This window comes from Actinotalea alkalitolerans, assembly GCF_023369855.1.
Taxonomy (GTDB): domain Bacteria; phylum Actinomycetota; class Actinomycetes; order Actinomycetales; family Cellulomonadaceae; genus Actinotalea.
Genome location: NZ_JAMBPP010000007.1, coordinates 184,853 through 199,974 on the forward strand (window position 1 = coordinate 184,853; position 15,122 = coordinate 199,974).

Genomic DNA, 15,122 nt, shown 5'->3' on the forward strand with positions numbered 1-15,122 from the left:
CATGACCCTCCTGGACAGGAAGGGCCCGCCGACCACCGGCCGCCCCCCCTCGACCCGTGACCTGCTGACCCGTGGCGACATCCGGCGTACGGTGACCGACCGCGTCATGACCGGGGTGATCACCGGGGCGTTCCTGGTGGCCCTGGTGCCCCTCGTCTCGGTGTCCTGGACGGTGCTCAGCAACGGCATCGGCCGGTTGAGCCCGTACTTCTTCTCGGTGTCGATGCGCGGGGTCTTCGGTGGCATGGACGCCGGGGGCATCTACCACGCGATCCTCGGCACGGTGCTGATCACCGCGGTCGCGACGCTCATCTCGGTCCCGGTGGGACTGATGGCGGCGATCTACCTGGTCGAGTACGGGCGCGGACCGTTGGCGCGAGCGGTGACGTTCTTCGTCGACGTGATGACCGGGATCCCCTCGATCGTGGCGGGGCTGTTCGCCTACGCGCTGTTCGCGGCGATCTTCGGGCCGGGGGTGCGCTTCGGCGTCGTCGGCTCGGTGGCCCTGTCGGTCCTGATGATCCCGGTCGTGGTGCGGTCCTCGGAGGAGATGCTGCGCCTGGTGCCCAACGAGCTGCGCGAGGCCGCGTACGCGCTGGGCGTGCCCAAGTGGCTGACCATCGTCAAGGTCGTGCTGCGCACGGCGGTCGCGGGGATCGGCACCGGCATCATGCTCGCGGTCGCCCGGGTGATCGGTGAGACCGCCCCGCTGCTGATCACGGTCGGTGTGATCGACTCGATCAACCGGAACGTCTTCGAGGGCCGCATGATGACGCTGCCCGTGTACGTCTTCCGCCAGTACTCGCAGGGGCTGGTGCCGTGCGCCCCCGACGCGGTGGACTGCATCGCGACGGTCAACTTCGACCGGGCCTGGGCGGCGGCCCTCACGCTGATCCTCATCGTGATGCTGCTCAACCTGCTCGCCCGCCTCATCTCCCGCTACTTCGCCCCCAAGGCAGGCCGCTGACGGCCCGGCCGTCGCCCTGCCCCGCCCCCCTGACACGCCCCCACACACCGAAGGACGACCGTGGCCCAGCGCATCGACGTCACCGACCTGAACATCTACTACGGCGCCTTCCACGCCGTCGCCGACGTGACGATGGCCATCGAGCCGCGTTCGGTCACCGCGTTCATCGGCCCCTCGGGCTGCGGCAAGTCGACCTACCTGCGCACCCTCAACCGGATGCACGAGGTGATCCCCGGGGCGCGGGTCGAGGGCAAGGTCACGATGGACGCCGTCGACCTGTACGCCCCCGAGATCGACCCGGTCGCGGTCCGACGGCAGGTCGGGATGGTCTTCCAGCGCCCCAACCCCTTCCCGACCATGTCCATCTCGGAGAACGTGCTGGCCGGGGTACGGCTGAACAACCGGCGGATCTCGCGCAGCGACGCGCACGACCTGGTCGAGTCCTCGCTGCGGGGCGCCAACCTGTGGAACGAGGTCAAGGACCGCCTCGACCGTCCGGGGTCCTCGCTGTCGGGCGGGCAGCAGCAGCGCCTGTGCATCGCCCGCGCCATCGCGGTCAAGCCCCAGGTGCTGCTCATGGACGAGCCGTGCTCGGCCCTCGACCCGATCTCGACCCTCGCGATCGAGGACCTCATCGCCGAGCTCAAGGACAGCTACACGATCGTCATCGTGACCCACAACATGCAGCAGGCCGCGCGGGTCAGCGACCGGACCGCGTTCTTCAACATCGCCGGCACGGGCAAGCCCGGGCGGCTGATCGAGATGGACGACACCCGGACGATGTTCTCGACCCCGACCGACCGCGCGACCGAGGACTACATCTCGGGTCGCTTCGGCTGATCAGGCGGTGCCTGCGGGCTGGCTCGCGCGCAGGGACGGCGAGGTGGGCGTCGGACTCTGCAGGCGCGGGTGTCCTATCGTCGGCTGGAGGCGGGCCCAGGCCGGTCCGCGTGGCACTCCCGACGAGAGGACCTGCACCATGACCGACCACCTCCCCGACGTCTACCTCGGGTTTCGTGCCCGGTTCCCGGCGGTCGCCGCCGCTCATGACGGGCTCGCCCGGGAGGTGGACCAGACGGGGCCGCTCGACGAGCGCACCACCCGGCTGGTCAAGCTCGGGATGGCGGTCGCGAGCCAGTCCCAGGGGGCGGTGCGGTCCAACGTGCGCAAGGCCCTGGACGCCGGTGCCAGCCCGGAGGAGATCGAGCACGTGGTGCTGCTCGCGCTCACCTCGAGCGGGTTCCCGACGGTGGTCGCCGCCTGGCAGTGGGTGCAGGAGGTCCTGACGGCACGGTGAGCCGGGTGGGGTGGGCCGCGGGCCTCAGGGGACGAGGTCGGTGTACTCCGGCAGGGTCCCGTCCAGCACCGGCACCCGCAGGGTGGTCGAGCCGCTGCGGTCGGAGATCACGGCGAGCTCGACCAGGGCACCCGGGGCGGCCGGCACGGCGTCGATGTCGATGGCCTCGTCGTCGGGGCCCAGCCGCTGGCTGAGGCCCGCAGGGACCGTGAAGGCCTGCGACGAGGTCCCGTCGGGCAGGCCGATCGAGACCTCGACGTCCTGGCCGCCACGGTTGACCACCGCGCCGAGCACCGTCCCCGGCTCGCCCTCGGCTGCGGTCAGCACGAAGAGGTTCTCCACGACCACCATGTCGCTCAGCTCGACCCGGACGCCGTCCGACGCGGCATAGCTCCACGACGTCGTCATCGGGTTGGTGACTGAGCACCCGGCCAGCCCGAGGCCGGCGACGAGGGCGACAAGGACGGCGGACGTGCGGCGGGCGCGGGCCACGGGATGCTCCTGGTGGGTGCTCGTCACGGGTGTGCAGGTGGTGCCCAGCCTAGTGCGTGCAGCCGCGGCGTCATGGCGGGCGGTGACACCTGGGGCGCTGACCTGCGCAAACGGTGGTCGGGGTGACCCGGGGGGTCGGTGGGGGCGTGATAAGATGAGCGTCCGCGAAAGGGGACGCCTCCACATGACCTTCACAGTAGGCGAGACCGTTGTCTACCCGCACCACGGGGCAGCGTTGATCGAAGAGATCAAGACCAGGACCATCCGTGGCGAGGACAAGATCTACCTCAAGCTCAAGGTGGCACAGGGAGACCTGACGATCGAGGTGCCTGCGGAGAACGTCGACCTCGTCGGCGTCCGTGACGTCGTCGGTCAGGAGGGGCTCGAGAAGGTCTTCGACGTCCTGCGTGCGCCGTACACCGAGGAGCCGACCAACTGGTCGCGCCGCTACAAGGCCAACCTCGAGAAGCTCGCCTCGGGTGACGTCATCAAGGTCGCCGAGGTCGTGCGTGACCTCTCGCGTCGTGACGCCGACCGTGGCCTCTCGGCCGGGGAGAAGCGGATGCTCGCCAAGGCACGCCAGATCCTGGTCTCGGAGCTCGCACTCGCCGAGCACACCGAGGAGGAGAAGGCCGAGGCCATCCTCGACGAGGTCCTGGCCTCCTGAGAGGTGCGTGTCGCCGCGATCCTCACCGCCGCGGGTAGCGGCACCCGTCTCGGCCATGACCTTCCCAAGGCACTGGTGCCGCTGGGCGGGGTGCCTCTGGTCCTGCACGCCGCGCGCGGGCTGGCCGACTCCGGGGTCGTCGACCTCGTGGTCGTCACGGTCCCGCGCGGCAGCGACGGGGCCTTCGCGACCGCGATGACCCAGGACGCCGGTCGGCTCGGTGGCATGACCCTCACCCTCGCCGTCGGAGGCACCAGCAGGCAGGCCTCGGTGGCCGCCGGGCTGGCCGAGGTCCCCGCCGACGTCGACCTGGTGCTGGTCCACGACGCCGCCCGCCCGCTGACCCCGGCGCGGCTCGTGGCCGAGGTGGTGGCCGCCGTGCGCGCCGGGCACCGAGCGGTCATCCCGGTCGTGCCGGTCACCGACTCCGTGGTCGACGTCGCTGACGGCGACGTCCGCCCCGTCGACCGCTCGACGCTGCGGGGCGTGCAGACCCCTCAAGGGTTCGACCGTGCCCTCCTGGACCGCGCGCACGCCGCCGCGGCGCACCGCGCGACCGACGAGCACTCCGCGGCGACGGACGACGCCTCGCTGTGCGCGCTGCTGGGGGCCGTGGTCCACGCGATCCCCGGGGCCGACGACGCCTTCAAGATCACCACTCCTCGCGACCTCGCGCTGGCCGAGATGCTGCTGAGCGAGGTTCCGGCGTGAGCGCCGCCGCGACCCCCACCGGGTCCCGTGAGCCCGGGGCCGGTCCACAGGTCCCCCGGACCGGGATCGGGGTGGACGTGCACGCCTTCGCCGACCCCTCCTCGGGGCGCCCGATGTGGCTGGCCGGCCTGCACTGGCCGGGGGAGACAGGCCTCGAAGGTCACTCCGACGCCGACGTCGCGGCCCACGCCGCCGCCGACGCGCTGCTCTCGGCCGCGGGTCTGGGCGACCTCGGGTCGACGTTCGGCACCTCCGACCCGCAGTGGGCGGGCGCCTCCGGCGTGACCCTGCTGGCCGAGGCGGCCCGGCAGGTACGTGCCGCGGGCTTCGTGATCGGCAACGTCGCCGTCCAGGTGATCGGCAACCGGCCCAAGGTCGGTCCGCGTCGCGACGAGGCGCAGGACGCCCTCTCGCAGGCCTGTGGGGCACCCGTCTCGGTGTCAGCCACGACCACCGACGGGCTCGGGCTGACCGGACGCGGCGAGGGTGTCGCGGCCGTGGCCACCGCCCTCGTCCTGCGCTGACCGAACCCTGCGTCCCTGGCCGGCAGGGCCGGACCGCCCGGGTGTGCTGCCGAGCAGCACACCACCCACGACCATCGCGCCGAGCGCCAGCTCGAGCACCGGCGTCCGCTCTCCCAGCACCAGCCAGGAGCTCGCCAGACCCACCACGGGCACCAGCATCGAGAAGGGCGCGACGGTGCTCGAGGGATGGCGGGCGAGCAGTGCGGTCCACAACCCCGTGCCGACCAGCGTCGCGACCAGCACCGTGTAGGCCAGCCCGGCGAGTGCGAGCAGCGCGCGGGTGCTGGTCAGCGAGGACAAGGACGCCCCGATCGCCGTCGGCCCGTCCACCACCAGCGCCAGGACCATCATCGGCAGCGGCGGCACCACCGACATCCACAGCATGAGGCGGAACGGTCGTTCGGGCCGTGCCTGCCGTGAGCTGAGGTTCCCCAGGGCCCAGCCCAGGCCTGCGCACAGCGTGAGCAGGACCGGGAGGAGGGTCGACACCCCGTCGAGGCCCGCCCGGTGCACCGCGATGCCCCCGAGGCCGACCACCGCGACACCGATGCCCAGCCCCTGTCGTCCGGTGAGCCGCTCACGCAGCAAGGCGGCGGCCAGCAGGACCGTGAACGGGGCCGAGGACTGGAGCACGAGGGAGGCGAGCCCGGGAGGCATGCCCGACTCCATCGCGAGGTACAGGAAGGCGAACTGGAGCACACCGAAGCCCATCCCGTACCCGAGCAGCCACCGGGTGCGCACGGCGGGACGGGGGACCAGCAGCACGGTCGGGACAGCGATCACCGCGAAGCGCAGCGCCGCCAGGAAGAACGGGGGGAAGTGCTCGAGGGAGAGATGGATCGCCGGGAAGTTCAGTCCCCAGCACACCGCCACGAGCGCGGCGAGGGCGCGATCGCGTGGTGGCATGCACGCAGTCTGGGGCGAGGCCTAAGTTCAGGACAAGCGAAAGATCCTGCATCAACACGGTAGCGTCGCTACATGGATCTTCGCCGGCTCGAGGTGCTCCGGGCGGTCGCTGAGCGCGGCGGCGTCGCAGCGGCGGCGCGGGCCCTGCACTGCACCCCGTCGGCGGTCTCCCAGCAGCTCAAGGTGCTGCAGCGAGAGGCGGGCGCCGCGCTGACCGAACGGGACGGCCGAGGCATCCGACTGACCCCGGCGGGCGCGGAGCTGGCGCGTCGGGCCGTGGACGTCGCGGTCGCCCTGCGCCGGGCCGAGGCGGCCTGCGCCGAGCACCAGAGCCTGCCCACCGGGACCGTGACGGTCGCGGCCTTCCAGAGTGCCGCCCAGATGCTCCTGCCGGGCCTGCTGACGCGACTGCGGTCCGAGCCGGGCATCACCGTCGTCCTGAGCGACGACGACGTCGCTCAGGACCAGTTCGCGGGCCTGACCTCGGACGCGGACATCGTCATCGCGCATCGACCGGACCGCACGGTCGCCTGGGGTGAGGCGGTGCGGTGCGTCCCCCTGCTGCGTGAACCGCTCGACGTCGCCGTCCCCCCGGGCCACCGGCTCGCCGGCCGGGCCGGCATCGAGCCCCGGGACCTGCGCGGCGAACGCTGGATCGCCGTGCGTGAGGGGTTCCCGGTGGCGGCCGTCCTGGCGGCTGTGGGGCGCAGCGCCGGCGAGGTGCCGGTCGTCGCCCACCGGATCAACGACTTCCACGTGGCCGAGGCGCTCGTGGCTGCCGGTCACGGGATCTCCCTGCTGCCCCGCTTCACGGCTGACGACCGTGACGGGCAGCGGTTCGGCATGGTCCCCCTCGAGGGGGTCCGGGCCGGCCGGGAGATCGACGCCCTGCTGCGCCCCGACCGGGCCGAGCGCGTCGTGGTCAGGCGGGTGCTGGACGCCCTCGTCGCCGAGGCGAACGACCTGGTGGGCTGACCCGGTCAGCTCATGCCGGCCGAGGGGAGCAGGACGATCTTGCCCTGCACCCGGCCCTGCATCCCGGCCCGGTGGGCCCTCGCGACGTCGTCCAGGGCGTACGTCGCACCGACCTGGACGGTGATCTTCCCGGCACCCGCGAGCTCAGCGAGCCGGGTGCGTGCGTCGTGCCGCACCTGGGTACCGGGGTCGGCGCCCTTGCCGCCGCCGAGCAGCTGCACCCCGAGCTCGGCGCCGCGCGCGAACCCCGCGAGCGTCGCGATGCGCCGGCGGTCGGTGACCAGGGCCACCGAGACGTCCAGGGCCTCGTCGGTCCCGGCCGTGTCGATCACGGCGTGCACGCCGCCGGGAGCAGCGGCCCGGATCCGGTCCTCGAGGCCGGGCCCGTACGCCACGGGGGAGGCGCCGAGGTCGAGCAGCACCTCGTGGTTCTCGGGGCTCGCCGTCCCCACGACCCGCGCCCCCCGTAGGTGGGCGAGCTGGACGGCGAGCGTGCCGACCGCACCGCTCGCCCCGTGCACCAGCACGGTGTCGCCCGCGCCCACGCGGGTCGCGGTGATCGCGTGGACGGCCGCGGCACCCGCGAGCATCAGCGAGCCCGCCTCGGGCCAGTCCAGGGTCGCCGGCTTGTGCACGACCGCCGAGGCCGGCACGAGCAGCCGGTCGGCGTAGGCGCCACGCACCGGGTACGCGATGACCTCGTCACCGCGGTGGATACCCTCGACCTCGGGTCCCACCGCGAGCACCACGCCCGCGGCCTCGAAGCCGAGCCGCAGCGGGAGGTTGTCGGGGTCGTTCCCCCACACCCCGGTGTACGACTTCCAGTCGGCGGGGTTGACCCCCGCGGCGCGGACCTCGATGAGCACCTGCTCGGGTCCCGGGTCGCCCGGGTCGTCCTCGACGAGGGTGAGGACGTCAGGTCCTCCGTACGCGATGGCCACCACGGCGTGAGTCATGTCTCGATGATGTCTTGCATCGCGCGACGGGTCCACCGGCAGCCGGGGCTGAGCGGGACCGGTGCACGCCGGTACCCTTGCGCGGTGAGCCTGCACCTGTACGACACCGCGACGCGCACCACCCGCGCGTTCACCCCGCTGCGCCCCGGCCAGGTAGGGATCTACGTGTGCGGTGCGACGGTGCAGGGCTCGCCGCACATCGGGCACCTGCGGATGGCCGTGGCCTTCGACGTCCTGGTGCGCTGGCTGGGCCGCAGCGGCTACCAGGTCACCCTGGTGCGCAACGTGACCGACATCGACGACAAGATCCTCGCCCGCTCTGCCGAGGCGGGGACGCCCTGGTGGGCGTGGGCGCAGCGCTTCGAGCGCGAGTTCACCGCGGCGTACGACGCGGTCGGCGTGCTCCCGCCCACCTACGAGCCGCGCGCCACGGGCCACGCGACCGAGATGGTCGAGCTCATGGAGCGCCTGGTCGCCCTCGGGCACGCCTACGTCACGGGGGAGGGCGACGTCTGGTTCGACGTGCGCTCGTTCGCCGAGTACGGCGCGCTCACCAACCAGCGGCCCGACGACCTCCCCCCTGCCGAGGACGCCCCGGACGGCACCTCGGTCAAGAAGGACCCGCGCGACTTCGCGCTCTGGAAGGCCGCCAAGCCCACCGACCCTGCGACCGCGTCGTGGCCGACACCCTTCGGTCGCGGCCGACCGGGGTGGCACCTGGAGTGCTCGGCGATGGCGCAGCGATACCTCGGCGACACCTTCGACATCCACGGCGGCGGACTGGACCTGCGCTTCCCGCACCACGAGAACGAGCAGGCGCAGTCCAGGGCCGCCGGCCACGGGTTCGCCCAGACGTGGATGCACAGTGCCTGGGTGACCCAGGGCGGCGCCAAGATGAGCAAGTCGCTCGGCAACTCGCTGCTGGTCTCGAGCATCCTCGAGCACACCCGACCGGTGGTCCTGCGGTTCGCCCTGACCACGGTCCAGTACCGGTCGATGCTCGAGTACGCGCCCGAGACGCTGCACGAGGCCGAGGCCACCTGGAACCGCCTGGCCGGCTTCGTGCACCGCACCACCGAGCTGCTCGGTGAGTCCGGTCAGGGTCCCGCAGCCGACCTCGCGGAGGTCGAGCTGCCTGCGGCGTTCACCGCCGCGATGGACGACGACCTCAACGTCCCGGCTGCCCTGGCCGTGGTGCACGAGCACGTCCGGCACGGGAACACGGCCCTGGCCGACGGCGACCGCGACGAGGCCGCGACCACGAGCACCGTCGTGCGTGCCATGCTCGACGTGCTGGGGCTCGACCCGCTGCAGTGGGACGCGCACGACCAGGACGCCCAGGCCGGGCCCGCCCGGCATGCTCTCGACACCCTCGTCCGGGCCCAGCTGGACGAGCGCGCCCGCGCCCGTGCGGCCAAGGACTGGGCGACCGCCGACGCCGTGCGCGACCGCCTCAGCGCGGCCGGCATCGTCGTGGAGGACTCACCGACCGGCGCACGCTGGTCGCTCGCGCACGGCTCGGACCAGGAGGACTGATGGCAGGCAACTCACAGCGGCGGGGTGCCACCCGCACAGCGGGCAGCAAGAAGGGCGCGACGATCGGCACCGGCGGCAAGGGACGCCGCGCCCTGGAGGGCCGCGGCCCCACCCCCAAGGCCGAGGACCGGCCCTACCACGTCAAGGCCAAGCGCAAGGCTGCCGCCGAGCGCGAGGAGAAGGCCACTCGCGGAGGGCGGGCCCGGCCGACGTCGGCCGGCGCCACCGCCCGTCCGGCCCGTCCCGCCCGTCCGGCCGGTGGCCGTGGTCCCAAGGCGTCGACCGGCGGCGCCGAGATCGTCGCCGGTCGCAACTCGGTGGTCGAGGCCCTGCGTGCCGGGGTCCCCTGCTCGGGGGTGTGGGTCAGCCACCGGGTCGACGCCGACGAGCGCGTCCGAGAGATCCTCAAGCTGACCTCGGACCGGCGGCTGCCGCTGCTCGAGGTCACCAAGCCCGAGCTCGACCGCCTCACCGACGGCATGGTGCACCAGGGCGTCGCGATCCAGGTCCCGGCCTACGAGTACGTGACCCCGGGCGACCTGGTGCAGCGGGCCGAGCACGCGGGCACGCCCGCGCTGATCGTGGCCCTGGACGGCATCACCGACCCGCGCAACCTCGGCGCCGTGCTGCGCTCGGCCGGTGCGTTCGGTGCCCACGGCGTCCTGGTGCCCGAGCGTCGAGCGGCCGGCGTCACGGCGTCGGCGTGGAAGGTCTCTGCCGGGGCCGCCGCTCGCGTCCCCGTGGCCCGGGCGACCAACCTGGTGCGCGCCCTGGGTGAGCTCCGTCAGGCTGGCTGCTTCATCGTCGGGCTCGACGGCGGCGGGACCACGCAGGTCGCCGACCTCGAGCTCGCCACCGAGCCCGTCGTGCTCGTGATCGGCTCCGAGGGCAAGGGACTGGGACGGCTGGTCCGGGAGACCTGCGACGTGGTCGCCTCGATCCCGATCAGCAGCTCGGTCGAGTCCCTCAACGCCGGCGTCGCCGCAGGCATCACGCTCTACGAGGTGGCACGCCTGCGCAGCAGGTGATGCACGCCTCGGGTCACCGGCTCGGCCGCGTCGCGGCTCACTCGGTGACCCGGGGCAGCACCGCGGTGTCGACGCCCAGCACGGACTTCTCGTCCGGCCGGTGCGTGAGGACCCCCTGGATGTAGCTCTCGATCGCCTCGGACATCGGCACGTCCCGGTTCTGCTCGCTCGAGATGAACCAGCGGTGGTCGAGCATCTCGTGGAAGACCTGGGCCGGCTCGAGCTTGCCGCGCAGCTCCCGCGGGATCGCGCGGACGGCCGGCTCGAACACGGTGGTCAGCCAGTCGTGCGCGGCGAACTCCTCGTCCTCGCCCTGGCGGTCGGCGGCGGCCCGGTAGGCGTCGAGGTCGTTCAGCAGGCGTCGCGCCTGGTTCTCCTGGACGTCCAGGCCGGTCAGGCGCATGAGACGTCGGGAGTGGTGACCGGCGTCGACGACCTTGGGCTGGATCCGCACCGTGGTGCCGCCGATGTCGGTCGTGATGTCGAGCTCGCCGACGTCGAAGCCCAGGGCGTTGAGGCGCTCGATCCGCGCCGCGACCCGCCACCGCTCCCCGGTGTCGAAGGACTCGGCGTCGGTGAGCCCGGTCCAGAGCTCCTCGTACCGCTCGACCAGCCGCCCACCGATCGCGATGGTGTCGATCCCGGTCTCGAGCAGGTTGCCGGCCTCGAGGTCCATCAGCTCGCCGATGATGTTGACCCGCGCCACCTCGAGGTCGTAGGCCCGCTGCCCGTCGCTGAGCCGGTCGTGGAGGTCACCGGTCTCGGCGTCGACCAGGTAGGCGGCGAAGGTCTCGGCGTCGCGGCGGAAGAGCGTGTTCGACAGCGAGACGTCGCCCCAGTAGAACCCGGTCAGGTGCAGGCGGACGAGCAGGACGGCGAGCGCGTCGATCAGCCGGGTGGTGGTCTGCGGCTGCAGGGCCTGGCTGAACAGGGCCCGGTACGGCAGCGAGAACTGCAGGTGCTTGGTCACGAGCACCGCCTCGAGCCGCTCGCCGTCGACGTCGCTGCGACCCGTGATCACCCCGACGGGGACCACGCTGGGGACCCCGAGCCGCTGCAGCGCGCGCAGCAGCTCGTACTCGCGGTAGGCGACGGTCTCACCGATCTCCTTGACCGCGATCACCCGCCCCGAGAGCTTGACGAAGCGGACCACGTGCCGCGAGATGCCTCGGGGGAGGGCGGCGAGGGTCTCCTCGGGCCAGTCCTCGAGGGGGAGGTGCCACGGCAGGTCCAGCAGGGCCGGGTCGGGCGAGGCCGCGGTGATCTGCAGCGACTGCGACATCCACTGGCTCCTTGGGCTGGGTGGCGGGCTGCCGGGTGGTGCTCAGGGCAAAACTACAGGGGCGGGGCGGCAGATGCCGTCCCGCCCCTGCAGGGTGCGACTACAACGGGTGCTACGACGACGGTTCGAGAACCGTCAGATGGGGATCCGCAGGCCGGTGCTCGCCGAGAACACGTGACGGTCGCCCGGGCGGATGGTGACCCAGACGGTGTCACCCTTCATCGGGACGTTGCGGGGGTCGACGCGCACGATCAGCTGGGCGTCGCCGGCACCCGAGTGGATGTCCTTGGCAGCCTGGCCGGCGCCCACGAGCTCGCCGTAGATGAAGGCGTCCGAGCCGAGCTCCTCGACCAGGACGACCTTGATCGCGAAGGCACCCTCGGTCGCCTGGGTGACCATCTCGAGCGACTCGGGCCGGAACCCGACCGTGATGTGGCTCTTGTCCTCCGGGGTCAGCGTGGCCAGGACCGACCGCTCGAGCGGGATGCGGGTCTGGCCGAGCTGCGCGGCGCCGTCCATCACCTGGAAGGAGCCGATGTTCATCGCGGGCGAGCCGATGAAGCCGGCGACGAAGACGTTCGCCGGGGTGTCGTACATGTCGCGGGGCGTGCCGACCTGCTGCAGGAGGCCGTCCTTGAGGACCGCGATGCGGTCACCCATCGTCAGGGCCTCGGTCTGGTCGTGGGTGACGTAGACCGTGGTGACGCCCAGACGGCGCTGGAGCGAGGCGATCTGCGTGCGGGTCTGCACGCGGAGCTTGGCGTCGAGGTTCGACAGCGGCTCGTCCATGAGGAAGACCTGCGGCTGGCGGACGATCGCTCGACCCATGGCCACACGCTGACGCTGACCACCGGAGAGGGCCTTGGGCTTGCGGTCCAGGTACTCCGAGAGGTCCAGGATCTTGGCGGCGTCCTCGACACGCTTGCGGATGTCGGCCTTGGGGTTCCCGGCGATCTTGAGCGCGAAGCCCATGTTGTCCGCGACGGACATGTGCGGGTACAGCGCGTAGTTCTGGAACACCATCGCGATGTCGCGGTCCTTGGGCTGCACGTCGGTGACGTCGCGGTCACCGATCAGGATGCGGCCGGCGTTGACGTCCTCGAGGCCTGCGAGCATCCGCAGCGAGGTGGACTTGCCGCAGCCCGAGGGGCCGACGAGGACGAGGAACTCGCCGTCCTCGATGTGCAGGTCCAGCGCGTCGACCGCGGGGCGTTCGGTCCCCGGGTAGACCCGGGTTGCCTTGTCGAAAGTGACAGTAGCCATCTCGGTAAATCCCTTCACCGGCAGGTACGTGCCGGACGATCCGTCGTGAATGGGAGTGTCGCGTGTCATCGATGACACCGACACGGTGGGCCTCTGCTGTGAGGAGCGTCACCGTGCGACGGGCTCATCCTGCCACATCCCCGGCCGGGCAGGACAGGGACCGCCGGGCCGGGGCTCAGGGGCCGGTGCGGGCCTGGGTCAGCAGAGCGACCAGTCCGTCGAGCCGTTCGGCGAGGGCGTGCGGGTCGGCGACCCGGAAGCGTGCGGCGGTCGCGCCCTCCCCGACCTTGATCGTCACGTCCTGGTCACCGAGGGTCGCGAAGGCGCGCTCGTCGGTCACGTCGTCCCCCGCGTAGAGCAGGGCGTCGACCGCGAGCTCCTCGCGCAGGGTCGCGAGCGCGTCGCCCTTGGTCACGTGCAGCACGGCGAGCTCGACGACGTCCTTGCCCCGCATGGCGTCGACACCCTGCGCCTCGCCGAGCTCCAGGGCTAGCGCCGTGAGCCGCTCGGCGTCCGTGGGATCCACCGACCGGGTGTGCAGGACCACCGAGGCCGGCTTGTGCTCGACCCGGGCGGTGGTGCCCGTCACGGCGGCGTCGAGCGCGGTGCCGAGGCCGTCCAGGCGGTCGGCAGCCGCCGGCTCGAGGGTGAGGTCCACCCGCTCGAGCCGTCCGTGCTGCCAGCGTCCCCGCTCGGCGCCGTGGCTGCCCACCAGGTGGGTCCCCTCGGGCACCTCGGCCTTGTCGGCCAGGTCCTCGACGCCGCGCCCCGAGACCATCGCCAGCACCACGCCCGGGACGGCGCCCAGGCGGGCGAGGGCATCGACCGAGACCGGCAGGGCGCGGCTGGCCGCGGGGTCGTCCTGCAGCGGGGCGAGCACGCCGTCGAAGTCGAACGCGAGCAGCACCTGGCCCCCGCGGGCGACGTCGCGCGCCAGACCGGCGAGGGCGACGGTGAGGTCGTCGAGGTCATCGGTGCTCGTCATGGCGTGGGGTCGACCTTTCGGGCGGGGACGGCGGTCAGGGTCGCGAGGAACGTCTGGGACCACTTGGTGACGTCGTCGTCCAGCACCCGGCGGCGCAGGCGGCGCATCCGGGTCCGCATCTCGCGGGGCTCCATCTGGGCGGCACGGGCGATCGTGTCCTTCATCCCGTCGATGTCGTGCGGGTTGACCAGCAGCGCCCCGGACAGCTCGTCGGCCGCGCCGGTGAACTCGCTCAGCACCAGGACCCCGCGCTCGTCGGTGCACGCGGCGACGAACTCCTTGGCGACCAGGTTCATCCCGTCGCGCAGGGAGGTCACGAGCATCACGTCGGCCGCGAGGTACAGCGCGGCCATCTCCTCGGGCGGGTAGGAGTGGTGCATGTAGTAGATGGCCGCCGCGCCGATCTGCCCGTGCTCACCGTTGATCCGGCCCACCAGCGCCTCGACGTCGTCACGCAGCTGCTGGTACGCCTCGACGTTCTCCCGGCTCGGGCTGGCCACCTGGACCAGCGCGGCGTCCGGGATCTTCAGGCGGCCGTCGTCGAGCAGCTCGCCGTAGGCCTTGATCCGGTGCCGGATCCCCTTGGTGTAGTCGAGGCGGTCGACCCCGAGCAGCAGGATCGACGGGTCGCCCAGGTCGTGGCGGATCTCCCTGGCCCGCGCACGCACCTCGTCGGTGCGCGCCATCGCGTCGAACCGGGCCGAGTCGATCGAGATCGGGAAGGCCGCCGCGCGGACGTGGCGCTCGCCGTGGCCGTGCGGCGGCGGCTCCTCGCCGGGCGCTGTCGGTGGGGCGTTCCGCGGCACCGTGACGACCTGACCACGGGTCGTGAGGTCGGTCAGCCGACGCACCACGCGGATGAAGTTCGACGCGTCACCACCGCGCTGGAAGCCCACCAGGTCCGCGCCCAGCAGTCCCTCGACGACCTGACGCCGCCACGGGAGCTGCGCGAAGATCTCCAGCGGTGGGAACGGGATGTGGTGGAAGTAGCCGATGCGCAGGTCGGGCCGCATCTCGCGGAGCAGCGCCGGGACCAGCTGCATCTGGTAGTCGTGGACCCACACCACGGCGCCCTGCGCGGCCTGCCCGGCGGCAGCCTCGGCGAAGCGCTTGTTGACCCGGCGGTAGGCGTCCCACCAGTGCCGGTGGAACTCGGGCGGGCTGATGACGTCGTGGCTCAGCGGCCAGAGCGTGTCGTTGGAGAAGCCCTCGTAGTAGTCGGCGATCTCCTCGCCGCTCAGCCGCACCGGGACCAGCCGCATCCCCTGGGCGTCGAAGGGCTCGGCCTCGACGTCGGGGGCGCCCGACCAGCCGACCCAGGCGCCGTCGGCGGCCCGCATGACCGGTTCGAGGGCACTCACCAGACCTCCGGGTGAACGCCGCCACGAGGTCGTGCCGTCCTCCTCGACGGTCTGGTCGACGGGGAGGCGGTTGGCGACGACGACCAGCTTGTAGCCCTGGGATCCCACGGTGCGTATCAGCTCCTTGACTCGACGACGAGGCTATCTGCCCGGGCGGCGCGCCGCCCGGCGG

Annotated in this window: 16 protein-coding genes; 9 read left to right on the plus strand and 7 right to left on the minus strand. The window is 72.4% G+C overall.

What is annotated here, in order from left to right; translation table 11 throughout:
- The first annotated feature begins 1 nt into the window (after position 1).
- The 3 genes from pstA (at position 2) to M1R94_RS10765 (ending at position 2,264) form a co-directional block, all read left to right on the plus strand.
- Positions 2-967, plus strand: a complete 966-nt coding sequence (pstA, locus tag M1R94_RS10755) for a phosphate ABC transporter permease PstA (protein ID WP_249381686.1) — start codon at positions 2-4, stop codon at positions 965-967.
- 60 nt (positions 968-1,027) lie between these two features.
- The gene (pstB, locus tag M1R94_RS10760) at positions 1,028-1,807 is read left to right on the plus strand and encodes a phosphate ABC transporter ATP-binding protein PstB (protein WP_249381687.1); all 780 of its coding nucleotides are present in this window, start codon (positions 1,028-1,030) and stop codon (positions 1,805-1,807) included.
- Between the two features lie 139 nt (positions 1,808-1,946).
- Positions 1,947-2,264, plus strand: a complete 318-nt coding sequence (locus M1R94_RS10765) for a carboxymuconolactone decarboxylase family protein (RefSeq protein WP_249381688.1) — start codon at positions 1,947-1,949, stop codon at positions 2,262-2,264.
- A 24-nt stretch (positions 2,265-2,288) separates the two neighbouring features.
- Here the strand turns inward: M1R94_RS10765 and M1R94_RS10770 are convergent, their stop codons facing one another.
- The gene (locus M1R94_RS10770) at positions 2,289-2,756 is read right to left on the minus strand and encodes a hypothetical protein (RefSeq protein WP_249381689.1); all 468 of its coding nucleotides are present in this window, start codon (positions 2,754-2,756) and stop codon (positions 2,289-2,291) included.
- A gap of 184 nt (positions 2,757-2,940) precedes the next feature.
- On the opposite strand from M1R94_RS10770, the gene M1R94_RS10775 reads away from it, so the two are divergent.
- Genes M1R94_RS10775 through ispF form a run of 3 tightly spaced genes read left to right on the plus strand, consistent with a single transcriptional unit; the run spans position 2,941 to position 4,658 of the window.
- Entirely contained in the window at positions 2,941-3,423 is a 483-nt protein-coding gene (locus tag M1R94_RS10775) for a CarD family transcriptional regulator (protein WP_169324707.1), read from the plus strand.
- A gap of 3 nt (positions 3,424-3,426) precedes the next feature.
- The gene (ispD, locus tag M1R94_RS10780; RefSeq protein WP_249381690.1) at positions 3,427-4,134 is read left to right on the plus strand and encodes a 2-C-methyl-D-erythritol 4-phosphate cytidylyltransferase; all 708 of its coding nucleotides are present in this window, start codon (positions 3,427-3,429) and stop codon (positions 4,132-4,134) included.
- Complete coding sequence (ispF, locus tag M1R94_RS10785) at positions 4,131-4,658, plus strand: 2-C-methyl-D-erythritol 2,4-cyclodiphosphate synthase (protein ID WP_249381691.1); 528 nt, start codon at positions 4,131-4,133, stop codon at positions 4,656-4,658. The genes ispD and ispF overlap by 4 nt, the downstream gene beginning before the upstream one ends.
- Here ispF and M1R94_RS10790 read toward each other — a convergent pair.
- Complete coding sequence (locus tag M1R94_RS10790; RefSeq protein ID WP_249381692.1) at positions 4,575-5,564, minus strand: EamA family transporter; 990 nt, start codon at positions 5,562-5,564, stop codon at positions 4,575-4,577. The two genes, ispF and M1R94_RS10790, sit on opposite strands and share 84 nt — an antisense overlap.
- Before the next feature lie 72 nt (positions 5,565-5,636).
- Here M1R94_RS10790 and M1R94_RS10795 point away from each other — a divergent pair, with 72 nt between their 5' ends.
- Complete coding sequence (locus tag M1R94_RS10795) at positions 5,637-6,539, plus strand: LysR family transcriptional regulator (RefSeq protein WP_249381693.1); 903 nt, start codon at positions 5,637-5,639, stop codon at positions 6,537-6,539.
- 5 nt (positions 6,540-6,544) lie between these two features.
- Here the strand turns inward: M1R94_RS10795 and M1R94_RS10800 are convergent, their stop codons facing one another.
- On the minus strand, positions 6,545-7,495 hold the full coding sequence (locus M1R94_RS10800; protein WP_249381694.1) for an NADP-dependent oxidoreductase: 951 nt from the start codon (positions 7,493-7,495) through the stop codon (positions 6,545-6,547).
- Between the two features lie 84 nt (positions 7,496-7,579).
- On the opposite strand from M1R94_RS10800, the gene cysS reads away from it, so the two are divergent.
- Together cysS and rlmB are read left to right on the plus strand one after the other, a co-directional pair.
- Positions 7,580-9,031: a cysteine--tRNA ligase gene (cysS, locus tag M1R94_RS10805; RefSeq protein WP_249381695.1), complete on the plus strand. Its 1,452-nt coding sequence runs from the start codon at positions 7,580-7,582 to the stop codon at positions 9,029-9,031.
- Complete coding sequence (gene rlmB / locus M1R94_RS10810) at positions 9,031-10,059, plus strand: 23S rRNA (guanosine(2251)-2'-O)-methyltransferase RlmB (RefSeq protein ID WP_249381696.1); 1,029 nt, start codon at positions 9,031-9,033, stop codon at positions 10,057-10,059. Before cysS ends, rlmB begins: the two co-directional genes overlap by 1 nt.
- Positions 10,060-10,096: 37 nt before the next feature.
- On the opposite strand, the gene M1R94_RS10815 is transcribed toward rlmB, so the two are convergent.
- The 4 genes from M1R94_RS10815 to M1R94_RS10830 form a co-directional block, all read right to left on the minus strand.
- On the minus strand, positions 10,097-11,341 hold the full coding sequence (locus M1R94_RS10815; protein ID WP_249381697.1) for a DUF4032 domain-containing protein: 1,245 nt from the start codon (positions 11,339-11,341) through the stop codon (positions 10,097-10,099).
- A gap of 135 nt (positions 11,342-11,476) precedes the next feature.
- Entirely contained in the window at positions 11,477-12,604 is a 1,128-nt protein-coding gene (locus tag M1R94_RS10820) for an ABC transporter ATP-binding protein (RefSeq protein ID WP_249381698.1), read from the minus strand.
- 175 nt (positions 12,605-12,779) lie between these two features.
- Positions 12,780-13,589, minus strand: coding sequence for a trehalose-phosphatase (gene otsB, locus M1R94_RS10825; RefSeq protein WP_249381699.1), 810 nt, complete (start codon positions 13,587-13,589; stop codon positions 12,780-12,782).
- Positions 13,586-15,058 (minus strand): alpha,alpha-trehalose-phosphate synthase (UDP-forming), encoded by a 1,473-nt coding sequence (locus tag M1R94_RS10830; protein ID WP_249381700.1) that lies wholly within the window; start codon positions 15,056-15,058, stop codon positions 13,586-13,588. Before M1R94_RS10830 ends, otsB begins: the two co-directional genes overlap by 4 nt.
- Positions 15,059-15,122: the final 64 nt, after the last annotated feature.

Bases quoted from the DNA above. Each gene is read 5' to 3' on its own strand.
- pstA (WP_249381686.1), top strand. From the start codon at position 2: ATGACCCTCCTGGACAGGAAGGGCCCGCCGACCACCGGCCGCCCCCCC.
- otsB (WP_249381699.1), bottom strand. From the start codon at position 13,589: ATGACGAGCACCGATGACCTCGACGACCTCACCGTCGCCCTCGCCGGT.
- rlmB (WP_249381696.1), top strand. From the start codon at position 9,031: ATGGCAGGCAACTCACAGCGGCGGGGTGCCACCCGCACAGCGGGCAGC.
- M1R94_RS10820 (WP_249381698.1), bottom strand. From the start codon at position 12,604: ATGGCTACTGTCACTTTCGACAAGGCAACCCGGGTCTACCCGGGGACC.
- M1R94_RS10775 (WP_169324707.1), top strand. From the start codon at position 2,941: ATGACCTTCACAGTAGGCGAGACCGTTGTCTACCCGCACCACGGGGCA.
- M1R94_RS10790 (WP_249381692.1), bottom strand. From the start codon at position 5,564: ATGCCACCACGCGATCGCGCCCTCGCCGCGCTCGTGGCGGTGTGCTGG.
- M1R94_RS10765 (WP_249381688.1), top strand. From the start codon at position 1,947: ATGACCGACCACCTCCCCGACGTCTACCTCGGGTTTCGTGCCCGGTTC.
- M1R94_RS10815 (WP_249381697.1), bottom strand. From the start codon at position 11,341: ATGTCGCAGTCGCTGCAGATCACCGCGGCCTCGCCCGACCCGGCCCTG.
- M1R94_RS10795 (WP_249381693.1), top strand. From the start codon at position 5,637: ATGGATCTTCGCCGGCTCGAGGTGCTCCGGGCGGTCGCTGAGCGCGGC.
- M1R94_RS10800 (WP_249381694.1), bottom strand. From the start codon at position 7,495: ATGACTCACGCCGTGGTGGCCATCGCGTACGGAGGACCTGACGTCCTC.